Source organism: Pseudothioclava alba, assembly GCF_033100795.1.
GTDB lineage: Bacteria > Pseudomonadota > Alphaproteobacteria > Rhodobacterales > Rhodobacteraceae > Pseudothioclava.
In genome coordinates this window covers 90,758-108,473 of record NZ_JAWLVI010000003.1, presented here as the reverse complement: position 1 = coordinate 108,473, position 17,716 = coordinate 90,758, and the positions used below count along the sequence as shown (strand labels likewise).

Below are 17,716 nucleotides of genomic sequence, written 5' to 3'. Positions count from 1 at the left end.
CGTTCTCTTTTCGTTCATGTTCCGGGGATGGTCCGTATCTCCGATCCCCCTCCCGGTCAAATCCTTGCGCGTGGTGTCCAGCGCGCGCTCGCGGGGCACGGCTTCGCCAGCGTTGTCGAGATGCCGCTGAAGGGGCGGCTGCGTGCCGATGTGATGGCTCTTGGCGCGAAGGGGGAGGTCTGGATTGTCGAGTGCAAATCCTCGCGCGCTGATTTTCAGGCCGATCGCAAGTGGCAAGGCTATCTGGAATGGTGCGACCGGTATTTCTGGGCGGTTGATACGGCCTTCCCGCAGGAGGTTCTGCCCGATGATACTGGGATCATCCTTGCGGACGGTTTCGGGGCCGAGATCGTCCGCGAGGCTGTCTATGCGCCGCTTGCGCCTGCGCGGCGCAAGGTGCTTACGCTCGATTTTGCGCGCCGTGCCGCGACGCGCTTGCATGGGGTGCTTGACCCGCGCCCACCGTTTGACACGCGGCGCTGATTACTTCTTCTTTTTGGAGCCGGCGCCGATCTGGCGGGCAGCTTCGGCCGCGGCCAAAAGCTCTTCAGCGATTTCCTCGGCCTCTTCGGGGTCGAAGTCCAGCGGCAGGTCGATGCCGTCCCCCTCAAGGTAGATGCGGACCATGCCGACGTCTGTCGGGCCGATCTGCAGATTCGCCGCAATATCGCTTTCGTTGTTGATCCCCATGATCGCCTCCTTGAACTGGGCTGGTGCCTGACCTTGGCCCTAGCCCTTTGTTCCTTATCTCACAAGCCCCGAGCGTGTCATTGCGATTTTCGCAAGATGCGCTCTTGCATTCGGCGCGCGCGGGCGCTAAATCCGCGCGCAGTGCCGCCTTAGCTCAGTTGGTTAGAGCGCTGGATTGTGGATCCAGAGGTCCCCTGTTCAAGCCAGGGAGGCGGTACCACTCAAAAGCCGCTCCGAAGGGGGCGGCTTTGGTGTTTTTGGCGCCTCGCAGGGTCGAGGCCGCGCGGCTCTCCTGACATATCCATAAGGCGCCACGGCAGTCCGAAGGGCGTAATCCTTCGAGAATCACCACCCCAAAAGGGTTAACGATAGGTATGGTCATACCCAAAACTGGCAGGTTAACCATCGGTTAGGGTTACCGTAAAAAATCAAAAGATAGCAAAGATACGTCCGCCAGATACCAGCAGGATATATACGCAGGTATCGGCCTACATCCCTTGGGGCAAAATACCCATCCCACACGGTCATCCGATTAACCAATGTGGGCCGGAATCTATTCCGGTGCGTTTTTCCAATCAGGTTAATTCCGCGCTCTCCTTTAACCAAAGGAGACGATTGTTATGGTTACGCTCAATATCCCCGAACTCGCAGGCAGCATCGCAAGTGCAGATCTTTTCGGTGGAAATGTTCTTGCAACGCGCAGTGATATGGCCGGTGACGGCTCTTATGGCGAAGCGATCAATGACATGGGTGTCACCTCGCTTCGCTATCCTGGCGGGACGCTCGCCGAGCAGTTCTTCGACATCAGCAACCCCAATGCCGAGATTGGTGTCGACGAAAGCACAGGCGAAACGACCGACTTCATCCCGTTGAGCGATTTCATGAACTTTGCCGCTGTCGAAGGGCATCCGGTGACGATCGTAATCCCGACGCGCGATCTGCTGACCGATAGCGTCGATGCAAATGGCGACCGCCTTCCGCATATTGACGAAGACGCGCTGCGCACTTTCGTCAATGATGTCATGACAGGTGTCTATGGCGATGCGAAGGTTTCTGCCTTCGAAATAGGCAACGAATACTGGAGCGGCGGCGAGATGAACGCGACCGAATACGGTCGTCTTGCCTCGAAAATGGCGACGCTCATCGACGATCAGCTGCGCATCGTCAATGACGCGCACCCTGAGATCGACACCAATCAGACCGATATTCTGGTTCAGATGGGTCTGAACTACGGCACCTCGCGGATTTCCGACACATATGGTGCGATGGATGCGCACGAGGCTATCGCCCAGATCAACAGCGCCTACGGCACAAATCTGACCGATGCCAATATCCGCGCCAACGGCACGCTGAACTGGACCGAAGTCAATAACGAGCTGATCAAGGTGAATTTCGACACGGTCGAGGAACAGGACGCCGTCGACGGTATCGTGGCGCATGTCTATTCGACTGGCGAACTGGATGATTACTCGAAAGCCTACGATCTTTCGACGATCGACCATATCTGGCGTGACGATCCGGCATTTCGCGACATCGACATTCACGTCACGGAATGGAACCTGAAATCCACGACCGCTCTCGACCCGAACGCGGACTACGGTCTGTATCAAGCGCAAGAGATGCTTGAGATCGTCGAGGAATTCATGACCTACGACGTGACCGAAGCCCATGTCTGGCCGCTGATCCAGAACACGCGCAACGCGCTGAGCAGCGGTTTTGATTACACCGGCATGAACTCGCCTGCCGAGATGTTCCGTATGATGGCCGAAAACCTGCCCGGCAAGTCGATGCTCGACTTCACGCCGAACGACCGCGAAACCCAGCTCGAGACCGATACAGTTGACGTTCACGGCTTCGCAGGTGAGGGCGACGTGGTGTTCTACATTACGTCGAACGCCGATGCGACCGCAACAACGGCGCTTGATTTCTCGGGCCTGATCGCGGGGCACGGCGCGATGGAGGTTACGGTTCTTGGTGTTGCGGATGGTCAGGCGGCGGGTAGCAACCAGTCTGATGCGGTTGTCGAGACGGTGAACCCTGCCAGCATCTACGCGAACGGCAATCTGAGCGTGACGCTGGATCCGGGCGAAATCATGCAGGTCGTGATCCATGATGTGACGCCGACGGATGACTTTGCAGAGGTGTTCGCGGCCAGCAATGCGGTCCTTGACGACGCGATTTTTGAAGTTGCCGATGTCGGGATTGACGAGCCGGTTGTCGACCTGCCGCTCGTTCAGATCCCCGAATATGACGACACGCAGGACGAAGAAGAACAAGCTGCGGAAGACGGTGGCGACGATGGTGCTGGCGGGATGGATGTTGGGTTCTTTGCCGCGTTCTTGCCGCTTCTGGCGTTTGGCGGCATTGCCTGACGGCGTCACAGATAAAGAGAGCAGTGATCGAGCAGAAGAAAAGCCGCGCTTTCGGGCGCGGCTTTAAACATGTGTCTGTTGGCGCAGGCTTACTCGCCCGGCAGGATGCGCACGCCGCCCATATGGGCCGAAGAGGCCAGCAGCGCATAGGCCTTGAGCGCGGTCGAAACGGCGCGCGGGCGGGCCTGGGCAGGTTTCCACGGCAGCGGTCCCATTGCCGCGCGGCGGGCCTCCAGCGTGGCCTCGTCCACGGCCAGATTGATCGTGCGGTTCGGGATGTCGATCTCGATCGTATCGCCGGTCTCGACAAGGCCGATCAGGCCACCCTCGGCGGCTTCGGGGCTGACGTGGCCGATCGACAGGCCCGAGGTGCCGCCCGAGAAGCGACCGTCGGTCAGAAGCGCGCAGGATTTGCCCAGACCTTTCGATTTCAGATAGCTGGTGGGATACAGCATTTCCTGCATACCCGGGCCGCCTTGCGGGCCTTCGTAGCGGATGATGACCACTTCGCCTGCCGTGACCTTGCCGGTAAGGATGCCCGAAACCGCGTCGTCTTGCGATTCATAGACTTTGGCCGTGCCGGTGAACTTGAGGATCGAGTCGTCCACGCCCGCTGTTTTCACGATGCAGCCCTTTTCGGCGATATTGCCAAAGAGCACCGCCAGACCGCCGTCTTTCGAGAAGGCGTGCTCGGCCGAGCGGATCACGCCCGCCTTACGATCACGGTCGACCTCTTTGTAGCGGTTCTGCGTCGAGAAGGCCTGCGTTGTGCGCACGCCGCCGGGTGCGGCGCGGTAGAACTCGTCCACGGCCGGATCATTGGCGGTGACGACATCCCATTTCTGGATCGCTTCGCCAAGGGTTTCGGAATGCACGGTTCCGACATCGGTGTTCAGAAGCCTCGCGCGGCCCATCTCGCCCAGGATGCCCATGATGCCGCCAGCGCGGTGCACGTCTTCCATATGGACCGATTGCAGGGCCGGGGCGACCTTGCACAGCACCGGCACCTTGCGGCTGAGGCGGTCAATATCGTCCATCGTGAAGTTGACTTGGCCTTCGTAGGCGATCGCCAGAAGGTGCAGCACGGTGTTGGTCGAGCCGCCCATCGCAATATCAAGGCTCATCGCGTTCTCGAACGCAGCGAAAGAGGCGATGTCGCGCGGCAGGAGACCCTTTTCTTCGCCCTCGTAGTGGCGCTTGGTGATCTCGACGATCTTGCGACCCGCCTCAAGGAACAGCTCCTTGCGATCGGCGTGCGTCGCCAGCATCGAGCCGTTGCCCGGCAGCGCAAGGCCAAGCGCCTCGGCCAGACAGTTCATCGAGTTGGCGGTGAACATCCCCGAGCACGAGCCACAGGTCGGGCAGGCGGCTTTCTCGATTTCGAGAACCTGCTCGTCGGTGTAATTGTCGTCAGCGGCCACGACCATCGCATCCACGAGGTCGAGGTCATGGTCGATCACATCGGGGCTGATCTTGCCTGCTTCCATCGGACCGCCGGACACAAAGATCACCGGAATGTTCAGGCGCATTGCGGCCATCATCATACCGGGCGTGATCTTGTCGCAGTTCGAGATGCAGACCATCGCGTCGGCGCAATGGCCGTTGACCATATATTCCACGCTATCCGCGATAACCTCGCGTGAGGGCAGCGAATAGAGCATCCCGTCGTGGCCCATCGCGATCCCGTCGTCGATGGCGATGGTGTTGAATTCCTTGGCAACGCCGCCCGCTTTCTCGATCTCGCGCGCAACCATCTGACCGAGGTCTTTGAGGTGGACGTGACCGGGCACGAATTGCGTGAACGAGTTGACCACCGCGATGATCGGCTTGCCGAAATCGCCGTCGGTCATGCCGGTTGCGCGCCAAAGGCCGCGCGCGCCTGCCATATTGCGGCCGTGGGTGGATTTGCGGGAACGGTAATGGGGCATCTCGACTCTTTCCGTTTCTGGCGTCATTAGGGGTTGAGGGGATGCATAGAACAGCCGCGCCCTTTTGAACAGAGGCGGGTTTGATGCATCAAAATGTCGCGGCGGACAATATGCGCAAGAATGGCGCAAAAATTAACATCAGGTTATTCCGAGCGCAGGTCTAATCAATTGACCATCCGGCCCTGTATCCGCTTACTGAGCGCGTGTTCGATCTCAAGGCCGGAGGAGGCGCGGGACGACCCCGTGCCGTGGTGTTGAGACGGTTTATCCAACTGGGAGGATGACATGAAAACCAAACTTTTTGGCGCGGTTGCCGCGCTGCTGGTCGCTGCCGCTCCGGTGCTGGCTGAATATCCCGAGAAAGAAGTCGCGGGTATCATCCAGTGGGGTGCAGGTGGCTCGACCGATACCGTTATGCGCGCTGTGACGCCGCACGCCGAGGCCGTTCTGGGCGGCAAGGTCGTGATGCAGAACATGACCGGCGGCGTTGGCGCGATTGCGACCAAATTCGTGGGCGCTCAGGATGCTGATGGCTACACCCTGCTGATGGGCGCTGAAAACCCGCAGCTTTACAAGGTCATGGGCCTTGGCGACACCGACTACGCAGACTTCACCCCGATCAACGTGATCGCGCGTGGCGTTCCGCTGCTGGTTGCCAATAACGATGCGCCCTTCAACTCGTTCAAAGAGATGGTCGAGTATGTCGCGGCTCACCCGAAAGAGGTGAAGTTCGGCTCGACCGGCCCGGGCGGCCTGCCGTCGGTTGTGACCGCGATGCTGACCTCGGAAGTTGCTCTGGATGTGACCTTCGTTCCTTACGACGGTGACGGTCCGGCGCTGACCGCCCTTCAGGGTGGCGCAATTGACGTGATGCCCGCCGTTCTGGGCGCTGCGATCGAAGGCGTGAAGGCTGGCCGCATGAAGGTTATCGCCCTCGTCGACACCAAAGAAAACGCGGCCCTTCCGGGTGTGGCTCCGATCACCGCCGAGTATCCGGGTTATGAGAAGTTCCTGCCCTGGGGGCCGTTCTTCGGCATCTTCGTGAAAAACGGCACGCCGGAAGACGCAGTTGCCAAACTTCAGGCCGCTTATGCAGAAGGCGTGAAGAACCCCGAGTTCGTCTCGCTGATCGAAGGCCGTGGCTTTGCGGTTCTGAACCTTGCTGGCGATGAGGCCCGTGCGTTCCTGAACAAGTGGCAGTCGGTCACCTCGTGGCTGGTCTACGATGCAGGTGCTGCCAAGAAGTCGCCCGAAGAGTTCGGCATTCCGCGCCCGTAATCGGCATTGACAGAGCTTGCGCCGCCCCTGACCCTTGGGGGCGGCGTTTTACTACCCGGGGGGAGGACCCATGCATAACCCGAACCGCAGGCTGCCCGGAGAGGGGCTGTTTTCCCTCTTGCTGACTGGCATTAGCCTTTACCTTTTCTATCAGGCGACGCTGATTTCCGGCTTTGCGGGGCTGTCCGAGCCCGGCTCGTTCCCGATGTTTGCGACCGGCCTGATGGCGCTGACCGCGCTTCTGATCTCGCTCAAAACCCTGCGCCTGCCCGCCACGGACGAACATGGCTGGCGTGCGATTTTGCCCGGCTTTGTGGTGTTCATGACGGTGCTGATGGTGTTCTACGCCTTTGCCCTTAAACCCGTCGGCTTCCTGCCCACCTCGTTCGTGTTCCTGATGATCTCGACCAAGGTGATGATGCGTATTCCGGTCTGGCGCGCGGCGATCCTGTCAGTGCTGCTTTTGGCGCTGGTCTATGTGGTGTTCCGCCTCGTCTTCTCGGTGCTGATGCCCGAAGGCGTTGTGCCGGAACGCGAAATCCTTGCCTATCTGCGCGCGGCCCTTGGCGGAGGAGCGAACTGATGAACCTAGAATATTTCCTGATTTCATGGCTCGATCCGCAGCTTCTGGGGCTTGTGGCGCTTGGCACGTTCGCGGGCATCTACGTTGGTGCTATTCCGGGGCTGTCGGTGACGATGGCCGTGTCGATCCTGATCTCGTTTACCTTCTCGTGGGAGATGTATGACGCGCTCTCGCTGATGATCGGCATCTATATGGGCGGTGTCTATGGCGGCTCTCGCACGGCAATTCTGCTGAATATCCCGGGCGCGCCTTCGGCGATTGCGACCGCGCTTGACGGTTATCCGTTGGCGCAACAGGGGCTTGCGGGCGAGGCGATTGGCCTTTCGACCACGATGTCGGCGCTTGGCGGTTTTATCGGCATCGCGGTTCTTGGGTTTGCTGCCCCCGCCGTGTCGGATTTCGCGCTGACCTTCCAGCCGCGCGATTATCTGCTGCTGGCGATCCTTGGCATCCTGCTGGTCGGCTCTCTCTCGGGCGAAAGCCTGATGAAGGGCATCTTCGCGGGGGGCTTGGGTCTGTTTATCGGTGCCGTTGGCCTTGATCCGCTGACCGCGCAAGAGCGGTTCACCTTTGGCTATGTCGAGCTGTGGGGCGGGATTTCGTTCATCGCGGTGATGATTGGCCTCTTTGGGGTCTCCGAGGCGCTGTTGCAGCTTCAGCATGTCGATACCGAGGCCGTGAAGCAGGTGATCCGCCGCGTCGTCCCGCAATGGAGCGCGATGGTCAAATACCTGCCGGTCTCGATCCAGTCGTCGCTGATCGGGGTTATCATCGGCGCGCTTCCGGGCACGGGTGGCGATATTGCGGCGCTGATGGCCTACGATCAGGCTAAGCGCACCACCAAGAACCCCGAAGTTCCCTTTGGACAGGGCGCGAAAGAGGGGTTGGTCGCACCCGAAACCGCGAATAACGCAGCCGTCGGTGGAGCGTTTATCCCGATGCTGACGCTGGGTATTCCGGGCGATGCGGTGACGGCGATTATCATCGGCGCGATGTTCATCCACGGCCTCAATCCCGGCCCGATGCTGATGATCGAGCGCCCCGAGATGTTCTGGTTCATCCTTGGCGCGCTGGTTCTGGCGACCATCTTCATGTTGATCTTTGGCCTGACCGGCATCCGCCTCTTCGTCAAAATCGTTGAACTTCCGCGTGCGATCCTGTTCCCGCTGATCCTGCTTTTGTCGATCGTCGGTGCCTTTGCGGTGAACAACTCGATCGTTGATGTCTACTTTATGCTGGGCTTCGGGGTTCTGGGCTACTTCATGAAAATCTACGGCTATCAGGTCGGTCCGGTGATTTTGGGTGTGATCCTGTCGCGGCTGATCGACGATAACTGGCGCCGCGCGATCATCTCGGAGCAGGAAAGCCTGCCGCGCTTCTTCGCGGGGATCTTTGGCTCGCCTTTGTCGCTGGTGCTGTTTGCCGCCGTCGTGATGATCTTTGTGACCAATACGCCTGCCTGGCCCTGGATCAAGCGCAAACTGGCGCGCAGATCCGCCTGAACCTAGACTGCGCGCGCTTGCAAAAGGGCGCGCAGCTCCGCCCCTGTCGCCTCGATATGGGCGCGCAATAATGCCTGCGCGCGGGCGCTTTCGCGCTGCACGGCGGCCCCGGCGATGGCGGCATGTTCCTCGTCGATGCGCCGCGCTTCCGCCCCTGACAAAAGCACGCGACGGTATCGGTCATGCTGGATGCGCAGCACGGTGCAAAATTGCAATAGCCGCGGTTTGTTACACCCCGAGATCAGCGCCAGATGGAATTCGGTATGCGCTGTTTCCCAGTCGGTGTCGGCCTTTGGGGTGCGGCTGAGCCGATATTGCGCGCCCATGATCCGGCTTTCCCAGTCAAGGTCGCCCTCGGCGATCGAGGCCGCCAGCGCCATCACCTCAAGCTCTCCGCGCAATTGCGTGACCTCGGCCAGATCGGCGGTGGAAATCGGGGTGACGGTATAGCCGCGCTGGTCCTCAAAGCTGACAAGACCGTCTGCGACCAGCCGCGACACCGCCTCACGCAGCGGGCTGATGGAAATGGCGTAAGCGTCGCGCAGCCGGTCAAGGTTGATCTTCTCACCCGGAGCCAGATCGCCCCGCAGGATCTGTTCGCGCAACTCTGCTGAAATCCGCGAGGAATGCGTTGCTTTGCGGGTCGTGTCGCGCGCCATGTGATCTCCTGCCGAAAGGTGAGGTCACAATAGTCGGCGCAACAGGTTCAGGCAATGATTTGGTCAAAAATTGATTTTTCCGATTTTGTCAGATTTTCATGGCGAGGCTGGGCCGGGCTTTCTATACTCAGGGCCGGGAGGCCGCAAAATGTCGCATTCTTTGGCGCAATCCGTTTTTATGCAGATGCGCGCGGACATCATTTTCGGGCGTTTGGCGCCGTCGCGAAAGCTGCGGCTGGACGAGTTGCGCGCGAGCTATGGCGCCTCGGTGCCTACCCTGCGCGAGGTGCTGAACCGGCTGGCCTCTGAAGGGTTTGTCGTGGCAGAGGACCAGCGCGGTTTCGCGGTCGCGCCGATCTCGGCCGAGAACCTGCTGGAACTGGCCAGCCTGCGTCGCCTGATCGAGATGGACGCGCTGGAGCATTCCATCCGCAACGGTGATATGGAGTGGGAGGCGCGCGTCGTTGCGGCCCATCACAAGCTGGCGCGGGTCGAGGGCGCGGGGGTCAAGGACGCTGCCACGCTGGACGACTGGCGGCGCTATGACTGGGAGTTCCACCAGACGCTGATTTCCGCCTGCGGCTCGCAGGAGCTGATGGCGGTTCATGCGATGGTCTTCGACAAATATCTGCGCTACCAGATGCTCTTCCTGACAGATCGCGGCGAGATTTCGCGCGTCGAGCATCTGCACCTGAAAGAGGCGGCACTGGCGCGTGATGTCGCAACGGCCAAGGGCGTTCTGGCCCGCCACATCGAGGGCGGGGTCAAACACGCTCTGGCCGCGCAAAGAGACCAGAGCGCAGAACAGGCTTAGCGTTTCGCGGGGCTGTGCGTGATGATCGAGCGCACCCAGGCGGTTTCGGAAACCGTCAGGTCGGTGAAGATCTCGAACGCATCAATGCCCTGATGGAAATACAGCTCGTATCCGTTCAGAAAGTCGGCGCCCATCGCCTCGATTTCGGCGCGGAACTGGGTGTCGATCGGCGTGTAGACAGCGTCAAACCCCCACCGCAAAGCCCCCGTTGCACCTGCGGGCAGCGGCGAGCCATCACGCCCCACCATGCCAAGCGGGGTGCAGTTGATCGCACCGTCAAAGCCTGTCAGATCATGCAGCATCTCGGGCGTGGCCAGCGTGACCTTCACCGGCGCATGGGCCTCGACCGCCGCGGCGAGGCTTTGGGCCTTGCTGGCGTCCAGATCGAACAGCACAATCTCGGAGGCGCCCAGATCGGCCAGACCAAAGGCCACCGCGCGACCAACACCGCCCGTGCCGAGCATCAGCACACGACCGGGCAGGACCGCGCCGAAACGTGCATGATAGGCGGCCACAAACCCCGAGTGATCGGTGTTGAAGGCGCGCGGCCCTTGCGGGGTGAACTTGATGGTGTTCGCCGATCCCATCGCCGCCACCACCGGATCGCCCGCAGGCACCAGCCTGGCGGCCTCTTCCTTGAACGGGTAGGTGATGTTCACACCGTCAAAGCCGGCCTCTTCGCATTGCTTCAGCAGGGCCGCGAATTCCTCGCCCCGCTCGGCGGGGATAATCAGGTCGTAAGTGACATTGCGCCCGTGCGACAGCCCGCAAGAGATATGCAGGATCGGAGAGCGGGTTTCTTTGATATTGCCGCCGATAAGGCCAAGCCGGAAAGACCGGGCAGGAGAACAGGCGGAAGAGGGTTGAGAGGTCATCCTTGGTATCCAAGCAGTCGGGGGAGGAATAGAATGAGGTCCGGGAAAGCCGCCAAAACCACCAAAGCCATAAGCAAGGCGGCAAGGAAGGGCAGGACCCCGCGAATGATGTCCTTGATCGCGATGCCAGTGACGGCATTGATCACGAAGATCAACATGCCATAGGGAGGTGTCACCAGCCCGATCATGGTATTCACAACCGCCACGACGCCGAAATGGATCAGGTCGATGCCAAGCGCACGGGCGGCAGGAATGAAGAGGGGCAGCACGACGAGGATGATGGTTCCTCCGTCCAGCAGCGTGCCCAAAAGCAGCAGCAGGATATTGACCAGCACCATAAAGCCGACGGGGCCAAGGTTGATCCCGGCCAGAAAGCCCGCCAACGCATCGGGGATACGCTCAGCCGCAACGATGTAGTTGAAGATCAGCGCCGAGCCGATGACGATGCCGACTGTTGCCGCCTGGCGCGCGCTTTCCGAGAACACCTGCCCAAGACCGTGCAGGCTAAGCTGGCGGTAAAAGACCATGGCGAGGACAAGCGCGTAAAGGGCAGCGATCGCGGCGGCCTCTGTCGGTGTGGTGGCGCCGCCGTAGATCCCGCCCAAAAGGATCACCGGCATGAACAGAACGGGGATCGCGCGCAGCGTCAGGCGCGGCAGCTCGCGCAACGGCACAGGCTCTTCGCGCACCAACTCGCCCCGCTTGGCCAGAACGTAGTTCATCACCGCCAGCACCAGCGCCATCAGCAACCCTGGCACGACGCCCGCCAGAAACAGATAACCGATGGATTGGTCCGAGATCAGCGCATACATCACCATCGGGATCGAGGGCGGCACAATCGGCCCGATGGTCGCCGAGGCCGCCGTGATGCCGGCGGCAAACCCGCGCGAATAGCGCCCGCCCTTGGTCATCATTCCGATAATCATCTTGCCGGGGCCAGCGGCATCCGCCACCGCCGAGCCGGACATGCCCGCGAAGATCAGCGATACGGCGATATTCACATAACCCATCCCGCCACGGAACCGCCCGACCAGCGCGATGCAGAACTCCAGCAGGCGGTCGGAAATCGCGCCGGCGTTCATGATATTGGCGGCGACGATGAACAGCGGCACCGCGAGCAGGATGTAGCCGGTATAGATGTTCTGGATCAGTTGCTCGGCGGCCAGTGACAGGTCGGCTCCCGAGGCCGCCAGATAGGCAATCGAGGCCACCAGCATCGAATAGCCGATGGGCGTCCCAAGGGCGGCCACGCCAAACAGGACGGCCAGACAGATCGCGAAGGCAAAGCTCATATCGTCCCCCGTCAGTCCGCCAGAATATCGCGGTCATCGCGCGTCAGATCGCGCCCGCGGACCACGTCGATCAGGCGCCAGCCATAGCGCAACGCAATCACGCCCGCGAAGACAAGGTAGATCGAGAACACATAGTTCAGCCTGATCCGCATCGTGGGCGATTTCTTGATCTTGTAGAAGCTGACGTAGTCCCATGTGTCGGGCATCGCGGCGATCAGTGCGACGATGATCGACAGGGCCGAAAGCACGGCGAACACCCGTTTGCGCCGCATCGAGCCGTGGGAATAGATCAGGTCGAATTTCACATGGTCGCGCTCGTGCAGGACAAAGGCGCAAGTGAATAAAACCAGCCAGAGCCAGAGCGTCAGGTTCAGCTCGATCGTCCAACCCAGCTCAAGCTGGACCCCGAACTGCGTCAGCAGATACCGGGCCGCGATCTGGATCAGGAAGGTTGCAAAGATGGCGGCGAGCATCCCCGCCGCCACCATATTCGCGCCCATTCCGAGGAAGTGGGTCAGCCGTTTCATCGCTTAGTCGCCAAGCGCATTGATCTGGTCGAGAACGCCCTCGGGCCAGCTTGCCGCGTAATCCGACGCCAGATAGTCGGCCTGCACCTTGGTGCGGAAGGCGGCGACATCGGGGGTCGAGAACTTGATGCCCTTCTCTTCGAGGAACGCCTGAAGCTCACCCTCTTTCTTGAGCTGGTTCTGGCGGCCGAACTCGGCGGCGTCTTCCGCAGCCTTGGTGACGGTCGCCTGCTGCTCGGGCGTCATCGCGTCAAAAGCGGCCTTCGAGATCGCGATGTAGTTCAGGTCAACCAGGTGCGAGGTCAGGATGATCTGGTTGGTAACCTCGTAGAACTTGGCGTCAACAACGGTCGGCAGCGGGTTGTCCTGCCCGTCCACCGCGCCGGTCTGGAGCGAGGTGTAAAGCTCGGTGAAAGCGACCGGAACCGGCGCGGCGCCAAGCGCGCGGCCAAGGAATTGCCAGGCTTCCGAGCCGGGCATCCGCAGCTTGACGCCCGCCAGATCGGCGGGGGCGCTGACCGCTTTGTCGCCCTTGAGGTTCAGCTGGCGCTTGCCCAGATACATCACCGCGAGCAGCTTGATCCCCAGCTCGTCTTCGACCTTTTGCTTGAATGCATCCATCAGCGGCGCGTTGAAAACGCGGACCTGATGTTCGGCCGACTGGTGCACATAGCCCGCCGAGAAGATCGAGAATTCAGGGAAGAACTCGGCCAGTTCCTGCGCCGAGGTGATCGCCATTTCCAGATTGCCGCGGGCGATGGCTTCCAGCTCGGTGCCTTGCTTGAACAGCGTGCCGTTCCAGTGCGGTTCAAAGGTGGCAAATTCGGAAATAGCGGGGCCGAATTTCTCGACCAGAGCGATGGCGCGCTGGTCGGTCTCGGAGTTCACCGATGACAGGCGCAACTGGGTTTTGCCGTCAGCCAGCGAGGCGCCCGTTGAAACCGCAAGCGTCGCGGCGGCGGTCACAGCCAAAATGGCTCGGCGGGTGAAGGTAGCGGTCATCAAGGGTTCCTCCCGTTGAAAATGTCGGATTCCCCTTCCTCCAAAGGGGCGCGTTGCGGAGGGTGAAGGATTCGAGTCGATCTGTCCAGAAAATATCTTATGCAGATTGATGAAATTAATTATCTGTCATAATAATGAAATTATAAAAATAATCGTTTATTTTGAGATCAGATATTGGAGATGTAACAAAAAGGCATCCCTAACCTCTTCCAATGCCCTCGCCAGACGGGGGCAGGTGGTTTACGAATTCTGCAACGGTCCCGGTTTTCGCCGGGCGCATCTGCTTCTTTAGGGGAGGAACCCATGAGCAAACTGATCTACATCCTGAACGGCCCGAACCTGAACCTGCTGGGCAAGCGCCAGCCGGAGATCTACGGCTATGACACGCTTGAGGATGTCGAGCGTAATTGCGCCGCTGTCGCTGCCGAGCGCGGCTTCGAGGTTGCGCTTTACCAGTCGAATTTTGAGGGCGGCATCGTGGAGCTGATCCACAAGGCCCGCGAAGAGGCTTGCGCCATTGTCATCAATCCCGGCGCTTATACACATACCTCGGTTGCGATCCTTGATGCGCTCAACGCCTTCGACGGCCTGGTCTTTGAATGCCACATCTCGAACGTGCACAAGCGCGAGAGCTTCCGCCACCATTCCTATGTCTCGATGCGCGCCGATGGCGTGATGGCGGGCTTTGGTGTGCAGGGTTACGAGCTTTGCGTGCAGCGGGCGTGCTCGGTTCTGGCTGAATGACCGGGGTCCGGTTCGCGATTGCGGGCGCGGGGCTGATCGGTCAGCGCCACGCAGCCGCAATCGCGCAAGCCGACGGGGCGCGGGTGTCGGCGATTGTCGATCCGGCCCCGCAGGCGGCTGATTTCGCGGCGAAACTTGGCGTGGCGCATTTCCCGACGCTTGACGCGCTGATCGCGGCGCGGGCCTGCGACGGGGTTTATCTTTGCACGCCCACGGCGCTTCATTCGGCGGGAGGGATGGCCTGTATCGAGGCAGGGCTTCCGTCTCTGGTCGAAAAGCCGCTGGATTCAGATACGGCTGCGGCGCGCCGAATGGTCGAAGCGGCCGAGGCCGCGGGCGTGCCGCTGCTGACAGGGCATCACCGTCGCCATAACCCGCTGATTGCGGCCGCGAAGGCCGAGATCGAGGCGGGCACCTTGGGGCGGATCGTCTCGGCTCACGCGATGTTCTGGCTGATGAAACCCGACGATTATTTCGATGTCGAGTGGCGCCGCAAAAAGGGCGCGGGTCCGATCCTGACCAATCTTGCGCATGACTTCGACCTGATGCGCCACCTTGTTGGCGAGGTCCGCGCGGTTCAGGCGGTGACTTCGAACGCGATCAGGGGCCACGAGATCGAAGAGACCTGTGTGCTGACCTTCGAGTTCGAAAACGGCGCGCTTGGCACGGCGAATATCTCGGATAGCATTGTGGCGCCGTGGTCGTGGGAGCTGACGACGGGCGAGAACCCCGCCTACGCACCGACGCAGCAGGCCTGCTACCAGATCGGCGGCACGCATGGCTCGCTTGATCTGCCCTCGGGGCGGGTCTGGAGCCATCCGGCCAAGCGCAGTTGGTGGGAGCCTTTGACCGCGCGCTACAGCCCGCGCGGCAATGGCGATCCGCTGATTTTGCAGGCCGAGCAATTCGCGCGCGTCATTCGTGACGGCGAGGCGCCGCTTGTGTCGGGGCGCGAGGGGCTGCGCACGATCGAACTGATCGAGGCGGTGCAGCGCTCTGCGGCCACGGGGCAGCGCGTGGTTCTGGGTGAATAAAGGGGCGGGGGAGGCTTGGCCCCCGCCTTAGCTGTCCTGATACAGCGCGCCCGTTTCCCGCATTTCGGCAATCTCATCCGCCGAAAACCCAAGCTCTTGCGCGATCGAGGCGTTGTCCTCGCCCAACTCCGGCGCGGCTTTGGGCACCCCCAGATCGTAGCCCGAAAAGCGGAAGGGCAGGTTGGGCAGGCGAACCTTGCCAAGCTTGGGGTGGTCTTGTTCGATAATCATACCGCGCGCGGCGATTTGCGGATCATTCGCCACCTCGTCGATCGTCTGGACAGGGGCCGCAGGCACACCCGCCGCATCAAGCATCTGCAAAATCGCGGCGCGGCTTTCTTGCGCGGCGCACCAGTCGCGGACCAGCGCGATCGCCTGGGCGTTATGGGCGTTGCGGTTGGCCGCGCCAATAAAGCGCGCGTCATTTGCCAGTGCGTCGCCTCCGATCAGCCTCGCCAGCCGGATCCATGTATCATCGACCTGCGCGGCGATCACCAGATAGCCATCGGGCGCGGCAAAGCAGCCGTAAACCGTTGAGTCAGGCAGGTTGTCGCCCGTCTGCTCGGGCAGGTTTTGGCCGTCCGACATCAGATAGCCTTGAAGCGCGTAGTCGTGCATCGAGACCATGCAGTCATAAAGCGCAAGGTCGATGTGCTGGCCAAGGCCCGTCTTTTCGCGCCCATAAAGCGCCGCGATAATCGCCGCCGTGCCGTGGATGCCGGTATACATATCGGCCAGCGGCATTCGGAACAGGGGCGGAGCCTCTCCCTTCTTGCCGATGATCGACATCGCGCCGCACATCGCCTCGGCAATCAGGCCAAAGCCCGCGCGTTCCGACAGCGGGCCGGTGTGCCCGAACGCCGAGACCGAGGCATAGACCAGACCGGGGTTGTCTTTGGCCAGATCCTCATAGCCCAGACCGAATTTTGCCAGCGCGCCGGGGCGGTAATTTTCAACAAAAACATCCGCCGTGCGGGTCAGGCGCTTCATCAGCTCGACCGCCTTGGGGTGGCGCAGATCAAGGCAAAGCCCGCGCTTGCCCATGTTCTGCTGCAGAAAATACCCCGAGATCCCGTCTTTCTGCGTGGGGCTGGCGCGGCCAGCGTCGCCCGTTTTCGGGCGCTCGACCTTGATCACATCGGCCCCAAGGGCAGCCAGCGTGCGGCTCATGAAGGGGCCGGCCAGAAAATGCGAATAGTCGATAACCTTGATGCCTTTTAGCGGAAGGTCGGTCATGGGAACCTCATCGGTGCGTTTTCTTAGGCATATCCGCTGCCCGCCAGGTGCCCAATCCGCAACTATGAGTTTGCCGCCTTCTTATGACGCAAAATCCAAAATAATGCATCATAATATAAATTGATGCATCATTTGGCGATCATATATCGCGCAAGTTCTCGCGCAGGATCAGCTCGGCGTGGACGGTCGTGATCCGCATCGGTGCGCCCTGATGGGCGCTCAGCAGGGCAGAGAGCGCCGATTCCGCGATCCGACCCATGTCCTGATGGATAACCACATCAATCGTCCGCTCGATCAGCGCCTTGCGGGTGAGCGGCGTCAGGTTGAAGGCGATATAGGTGATGTCCTGCGCGCGGCCTGCGTCCAGCAAGGCCCGCTCGATCCCGCGATTGCCGCCTGCGAAATTGACGATGCCGGAAATGTCAGGGTGACGGGCAATCAGGTCATGCGTCATGCGCAGGCATTCAGCGGGGTTGTCGTCGGTCGAGGCGGTCTCGATGATGCGGACCATCGGGAAATCTTCGCGCAGGATCGAGCGTAGCCCCGCCTCGCGTTCCTCATGACTGCGATAGAGGGCATCCGAGTGAAAAATCGCAATATCACCTTGTTTTCCAATGATATGACCAAGGATTTGTCCGGTGACACGCCCGGCTGCGCGGTTGTCCAGTCCGGCATATCCAAGCCCGTCGATGCCGGGGATCTGCGTCAGGACGGTCGCGATATGCACGCCTTTTGCCGCCAGTGTTGCGAGCGCATCGCGCACCAAAGGGTGCTCGACCGGTTGCACAATCACGCCGCTGGTGCCATCGGTCCCGCAGTCCAGAAGCGCCTGTGCCAGTGCTGCCGGTTCGGTCCGGCGGACAAACTCAAGGCGTAGCGGAAACCCTGCCGCGCGCGCCCGTTCGCGCAGAGCCTGCGCCAGAATCTCATTCGCGAACCCCGGTGAGCCACCCAGAAAGGCGCGTAGCTTCAGCCCTGCGGGGGTAGGGGCCAGCACCGTCGGGCGCCCGCCGCTTTCTTCCAGAAACCGTGCGGCCTCCATCACCTTTTGCACGGTCTTCGGCTTGACGCCGGGCCGCCCGTTCAGCACGCGGTCAACCGTGGCGGTGCCGACGCCTGCTTGCAGGGCGATGTCTACGATTCGGGGCTTTGGAGGCATCTGATCGGTCATAAGATCAAT

General features: G+C 61.0%; 17 protein-coding genes and 1 tRNA gene. 9 read left to right on the top strand and 9 right to left on the bottom strand.

Features of this window, described 5'->3' with window-relative positions; genetic code table 11:
• Nucleotides 1-27: 27 nt before the first annotated feature.
• Entirely contained in the window at nt 28-483 is a 456-nt protein-coding gene (locus RYZ20_RS08555; protein WP_317672455.1) for an MmcB family DNA repair protein, read from the top strand.
• On the opposite strand, the gene RYZ20_RS08550 is transcribed toward RYZ20_RS08555, so the two are convergent.
• Nucleotides 484-690: a DUF6324 family protein gene (locus RYZ20_RS08550; RefSeq protein WP_317672453.1), complete on the bottom strand. Its 207-nt coding sequence runs from the start codon at nt 688-690 to the stop codon at nt 484-486.
• Nucleotides 691-833: 143 nt separating this feature from the next.
• On the opposite strand from RYZ20_RS08550, the gene RYZ20_RS08545 reads away from it, so the two are divergent.
• Both RYZ20_RS08545 and RYZ20_RS08540 read left to right on the top strand, forming a co-directional pair.
• A tRNA-His gene (locus RYZ20_RS08545) sits at nt 834-910 on the top strand.
• 400 nt (nt 911-1,310) lie between these two features.
• Entirely contained in the window at nt 1,311-3,062 is a 1,752-nt protein-coding gene (locus RYZ20_RS08540) for a hypothetical protein (RefSeq protein ID WP_317672451.1), read from the top strand.
• 89 nt (nt 3,063-3,151) lie between these two features.
• On the opposite strand, the gene ilvD is transcribed toward RYZ20_RS08540, so the two are convergent.
• Nucleotides 3,152-4,990 (bottom strand): dihydroxy-acid dehydratase, encoded by a 1,839-nt coding sequence (gene ilvD / locus RYZ20_RS08535; protein ID WP_317672449.1) that lies wholly within the window; start codon nt 4,988-4,990, stop codon nt 3,152-3,154.
• Between the two features lie 285 nt (nt 4,991-5,275).
• Here ilvD and RYZ20_RS08530 point away from each other — a divergent pair, with 285 nt between their 5' ends.
• The 3 genes from RYZ20_RS08530 to RYZ20_RS08520 all read left to right on the top strand — a co-directional run bounded on the left by RYZ20_RS08530 (nt 5,276) and on the right by RYZ20_RS08520 (nt 8,353).
• Entirely contained in the window at nt 5,276-6,268 is a 993-nt protein-coding gene (locus RYZ20_RS08530) for a tripartite tricarboxylate transporter substrate binding protein (RefSeq protein WP_317672447.1), read from the top strand.
• 70 nt (nt 6,269-6,338) lie between these two features.
• The gene (locus RYZ20_RS08525; protein ID WP_317672445.1) at nt 6,339-6,851 is read left to right on the top strand and encodes a tripartite tricarboxylate transporter TctB family protein; all 513 of its coding nucleotides are present in this window, start codon (nt 6,339-6,341) and stop codon (nt 6,849-6,851) included.
• Nucleotides 6,851-8,353, top strand: coding sequence for a tripartite tricarboxylate transporter permease (locus RYZ20_RS08520; RefSeq protein ID WP_317672443.1), 1,503 nt, complete (start codon nt 6,851-6,853; stop codon nt 8,351-8,353). Before RYZ20_RS08525 ends, RYZ20_RS08520 begins: the two co-directional genes overlap by 1 nt.
• Before the next feature lie 2 nt (nt 8,354-8,355).
• On the opposite strand, the gene RYZ20_RS08515 is transcribed toward RYZ20_RS08520, so the two are convergent.
• Nucleotides 8,356-9,012 (bottom strand): GntR family transcriptional regulator, encoded by a 657-nt coding sequence (locus RYZ20_RS08515; RefSeq protein WP_317672441.1) that lies wholly within the window; start codon nt 9,010-9,012, stop codon nt 8,356-8,358.
• 148 nt (nt 9,013-9,160) lie between these two features.
• Here RYZ20_RS08515 and RYZ20_RS08510 point away from each other — a divergent pair, with 148 nt between their 5' ends.
• Nucleotides 9,161-9,826 carry a GntR family transcriptional regulator gene (locus RYZ20_RS08510; protein ID WP_317672439.1) on the top strand — a complete coding sequence of 222 codons (666 nt, stop codon included), beginning with the start codon at nt 9,161-9,163 and terminating at the stop codon, nt 9,824-9,826.
• Here the strand turns inward: RYZ20_RS08510 and RYZ20_RS08505 are convergent.
• From RYZ20_RS08505 to dctP, 4 genes are read right to left on the bottom strand one after another with little or no spacing between them, the layout of a single operon-like run.
• On the bottom strand, nt 9,823-10,701 hold the full coding sequence (locus tag RYZ20_RS08505) for a shikimate dehydrogenase family protein (protein WP_317672437.1): 879 nt from the start codon (nt 10,699-10,701) through the stop codon (nt 9,823-9,825). The genes RYZ20_RS08510 and RYZ20_RS08505 overlap by 4 nt on opposite strands.
• Nucleotides 10,698-11,993, bottom strand: coding sequence for a TRAP transporter large permease (locus tag RYZ20_RS08500; RefSeq protein ID WP_317672435.1), 1,296 nt, complete (start codon nt 11,991-11,993; stop codon nt 10,698-10,700). The genes RYZ20_RS08505 and RYZ20_RS08500 overlap by 4 nt, the downstream gene beginning before the upstream one ends.
• 11 nt (nt 11,994-12,004) lie before the next feature.
• Nucleotides 12,005-12,520: a TRAP transporter small permease gene (locus tag RYZ20_RS08495; protein ID WP_317672433.1), complete on the bottom strand. Its 516-nt coding sequence runs from the start codon at nt 12,518-12,520 to the stop codon at nt 12,005-12,007.
• Nucleotides 12,521-12,523: 3 nt separating this feature from the next.
• Nucleotides 12,524-13,522 carry a TRAP transporter substrate-binding protein DctP gene (gene dctP, locus RYZ20_RS08490; RefSeq protein WP_317672431.1) on the bottom strand — a complete coding sequence of 333 codons (999 nt, stop codon included), beginning with the start codon at nt 13,520-13,522 and terminating at the stop codon, nt 12,524-12,526.
• 303 nt (nt 13,523-13,825) lie between these two features.
• Between dctP and aroQ the strand changes: the two genes are divergently transcribed.
• A complete protein-coding gene (gene aroQ, locus RYZ20_RS08485) occupies nt 13,826-14,266 on the top strand; it encodes a type II 3-dehydroquinate dehydratase (RefSeq protein WP_317672429.1) in 441 nt (146 codons plus the stop codon).
• Nucleotides 14,263-15,300: a Gfo/Idh/MocA family protein gene (locus tag RYZ20_RS08480; RefSeq protein ID WP_317672427.1), complete on the top strand. Its 1,038-nt coding sequence runs from the start codon at nt 14,263-14,265 to the stop codon at nt 15,298-15,300. The genes aroQ and RYZ20_RS08480 overlap by 4 nt, the downstream gene beginning before the upstream one ends.
• A gap of 27 nt (nt 15,301-15,327) precedes the next feature.
• Here RYZ20_RS08480 and RYZ20_RS08475 read toward each other — a convergent pair whose 3' ends face one another.
• Both RYZ20_RS08475 and RYZ20_RS08470 read right to left on the bottom strand, forming a co-directional pair.
• On the bottom strand, nt 15,328-16,536 hold the full coding sequence (locus tag RYZ20_RS08475) for a CaiB/BaiF CoA transferase family protein (RefSeq protein WP_317672425.1): 1,209 nt from the start codon (nt 16,534-16,536) through the stop codon (nt 15,328-15,330).
• 139 nt (nt 16,537-16,675) lie between these two features.
• Nucleotides 16,676-17,707: a LacI family DNA-binding transcriptional regulator gene (locus RYZ20_RS08470; RefSeq protein WP_317672423.1), complete on the bottom strand. Its 1,032-nt coding sequence runs from the start codon at nt 17,705-17,707 to the stop codon at nt 16,676-16,678.
• Nucleotides 17,708-17,716 lie beyond the last annotated feature (9 nt).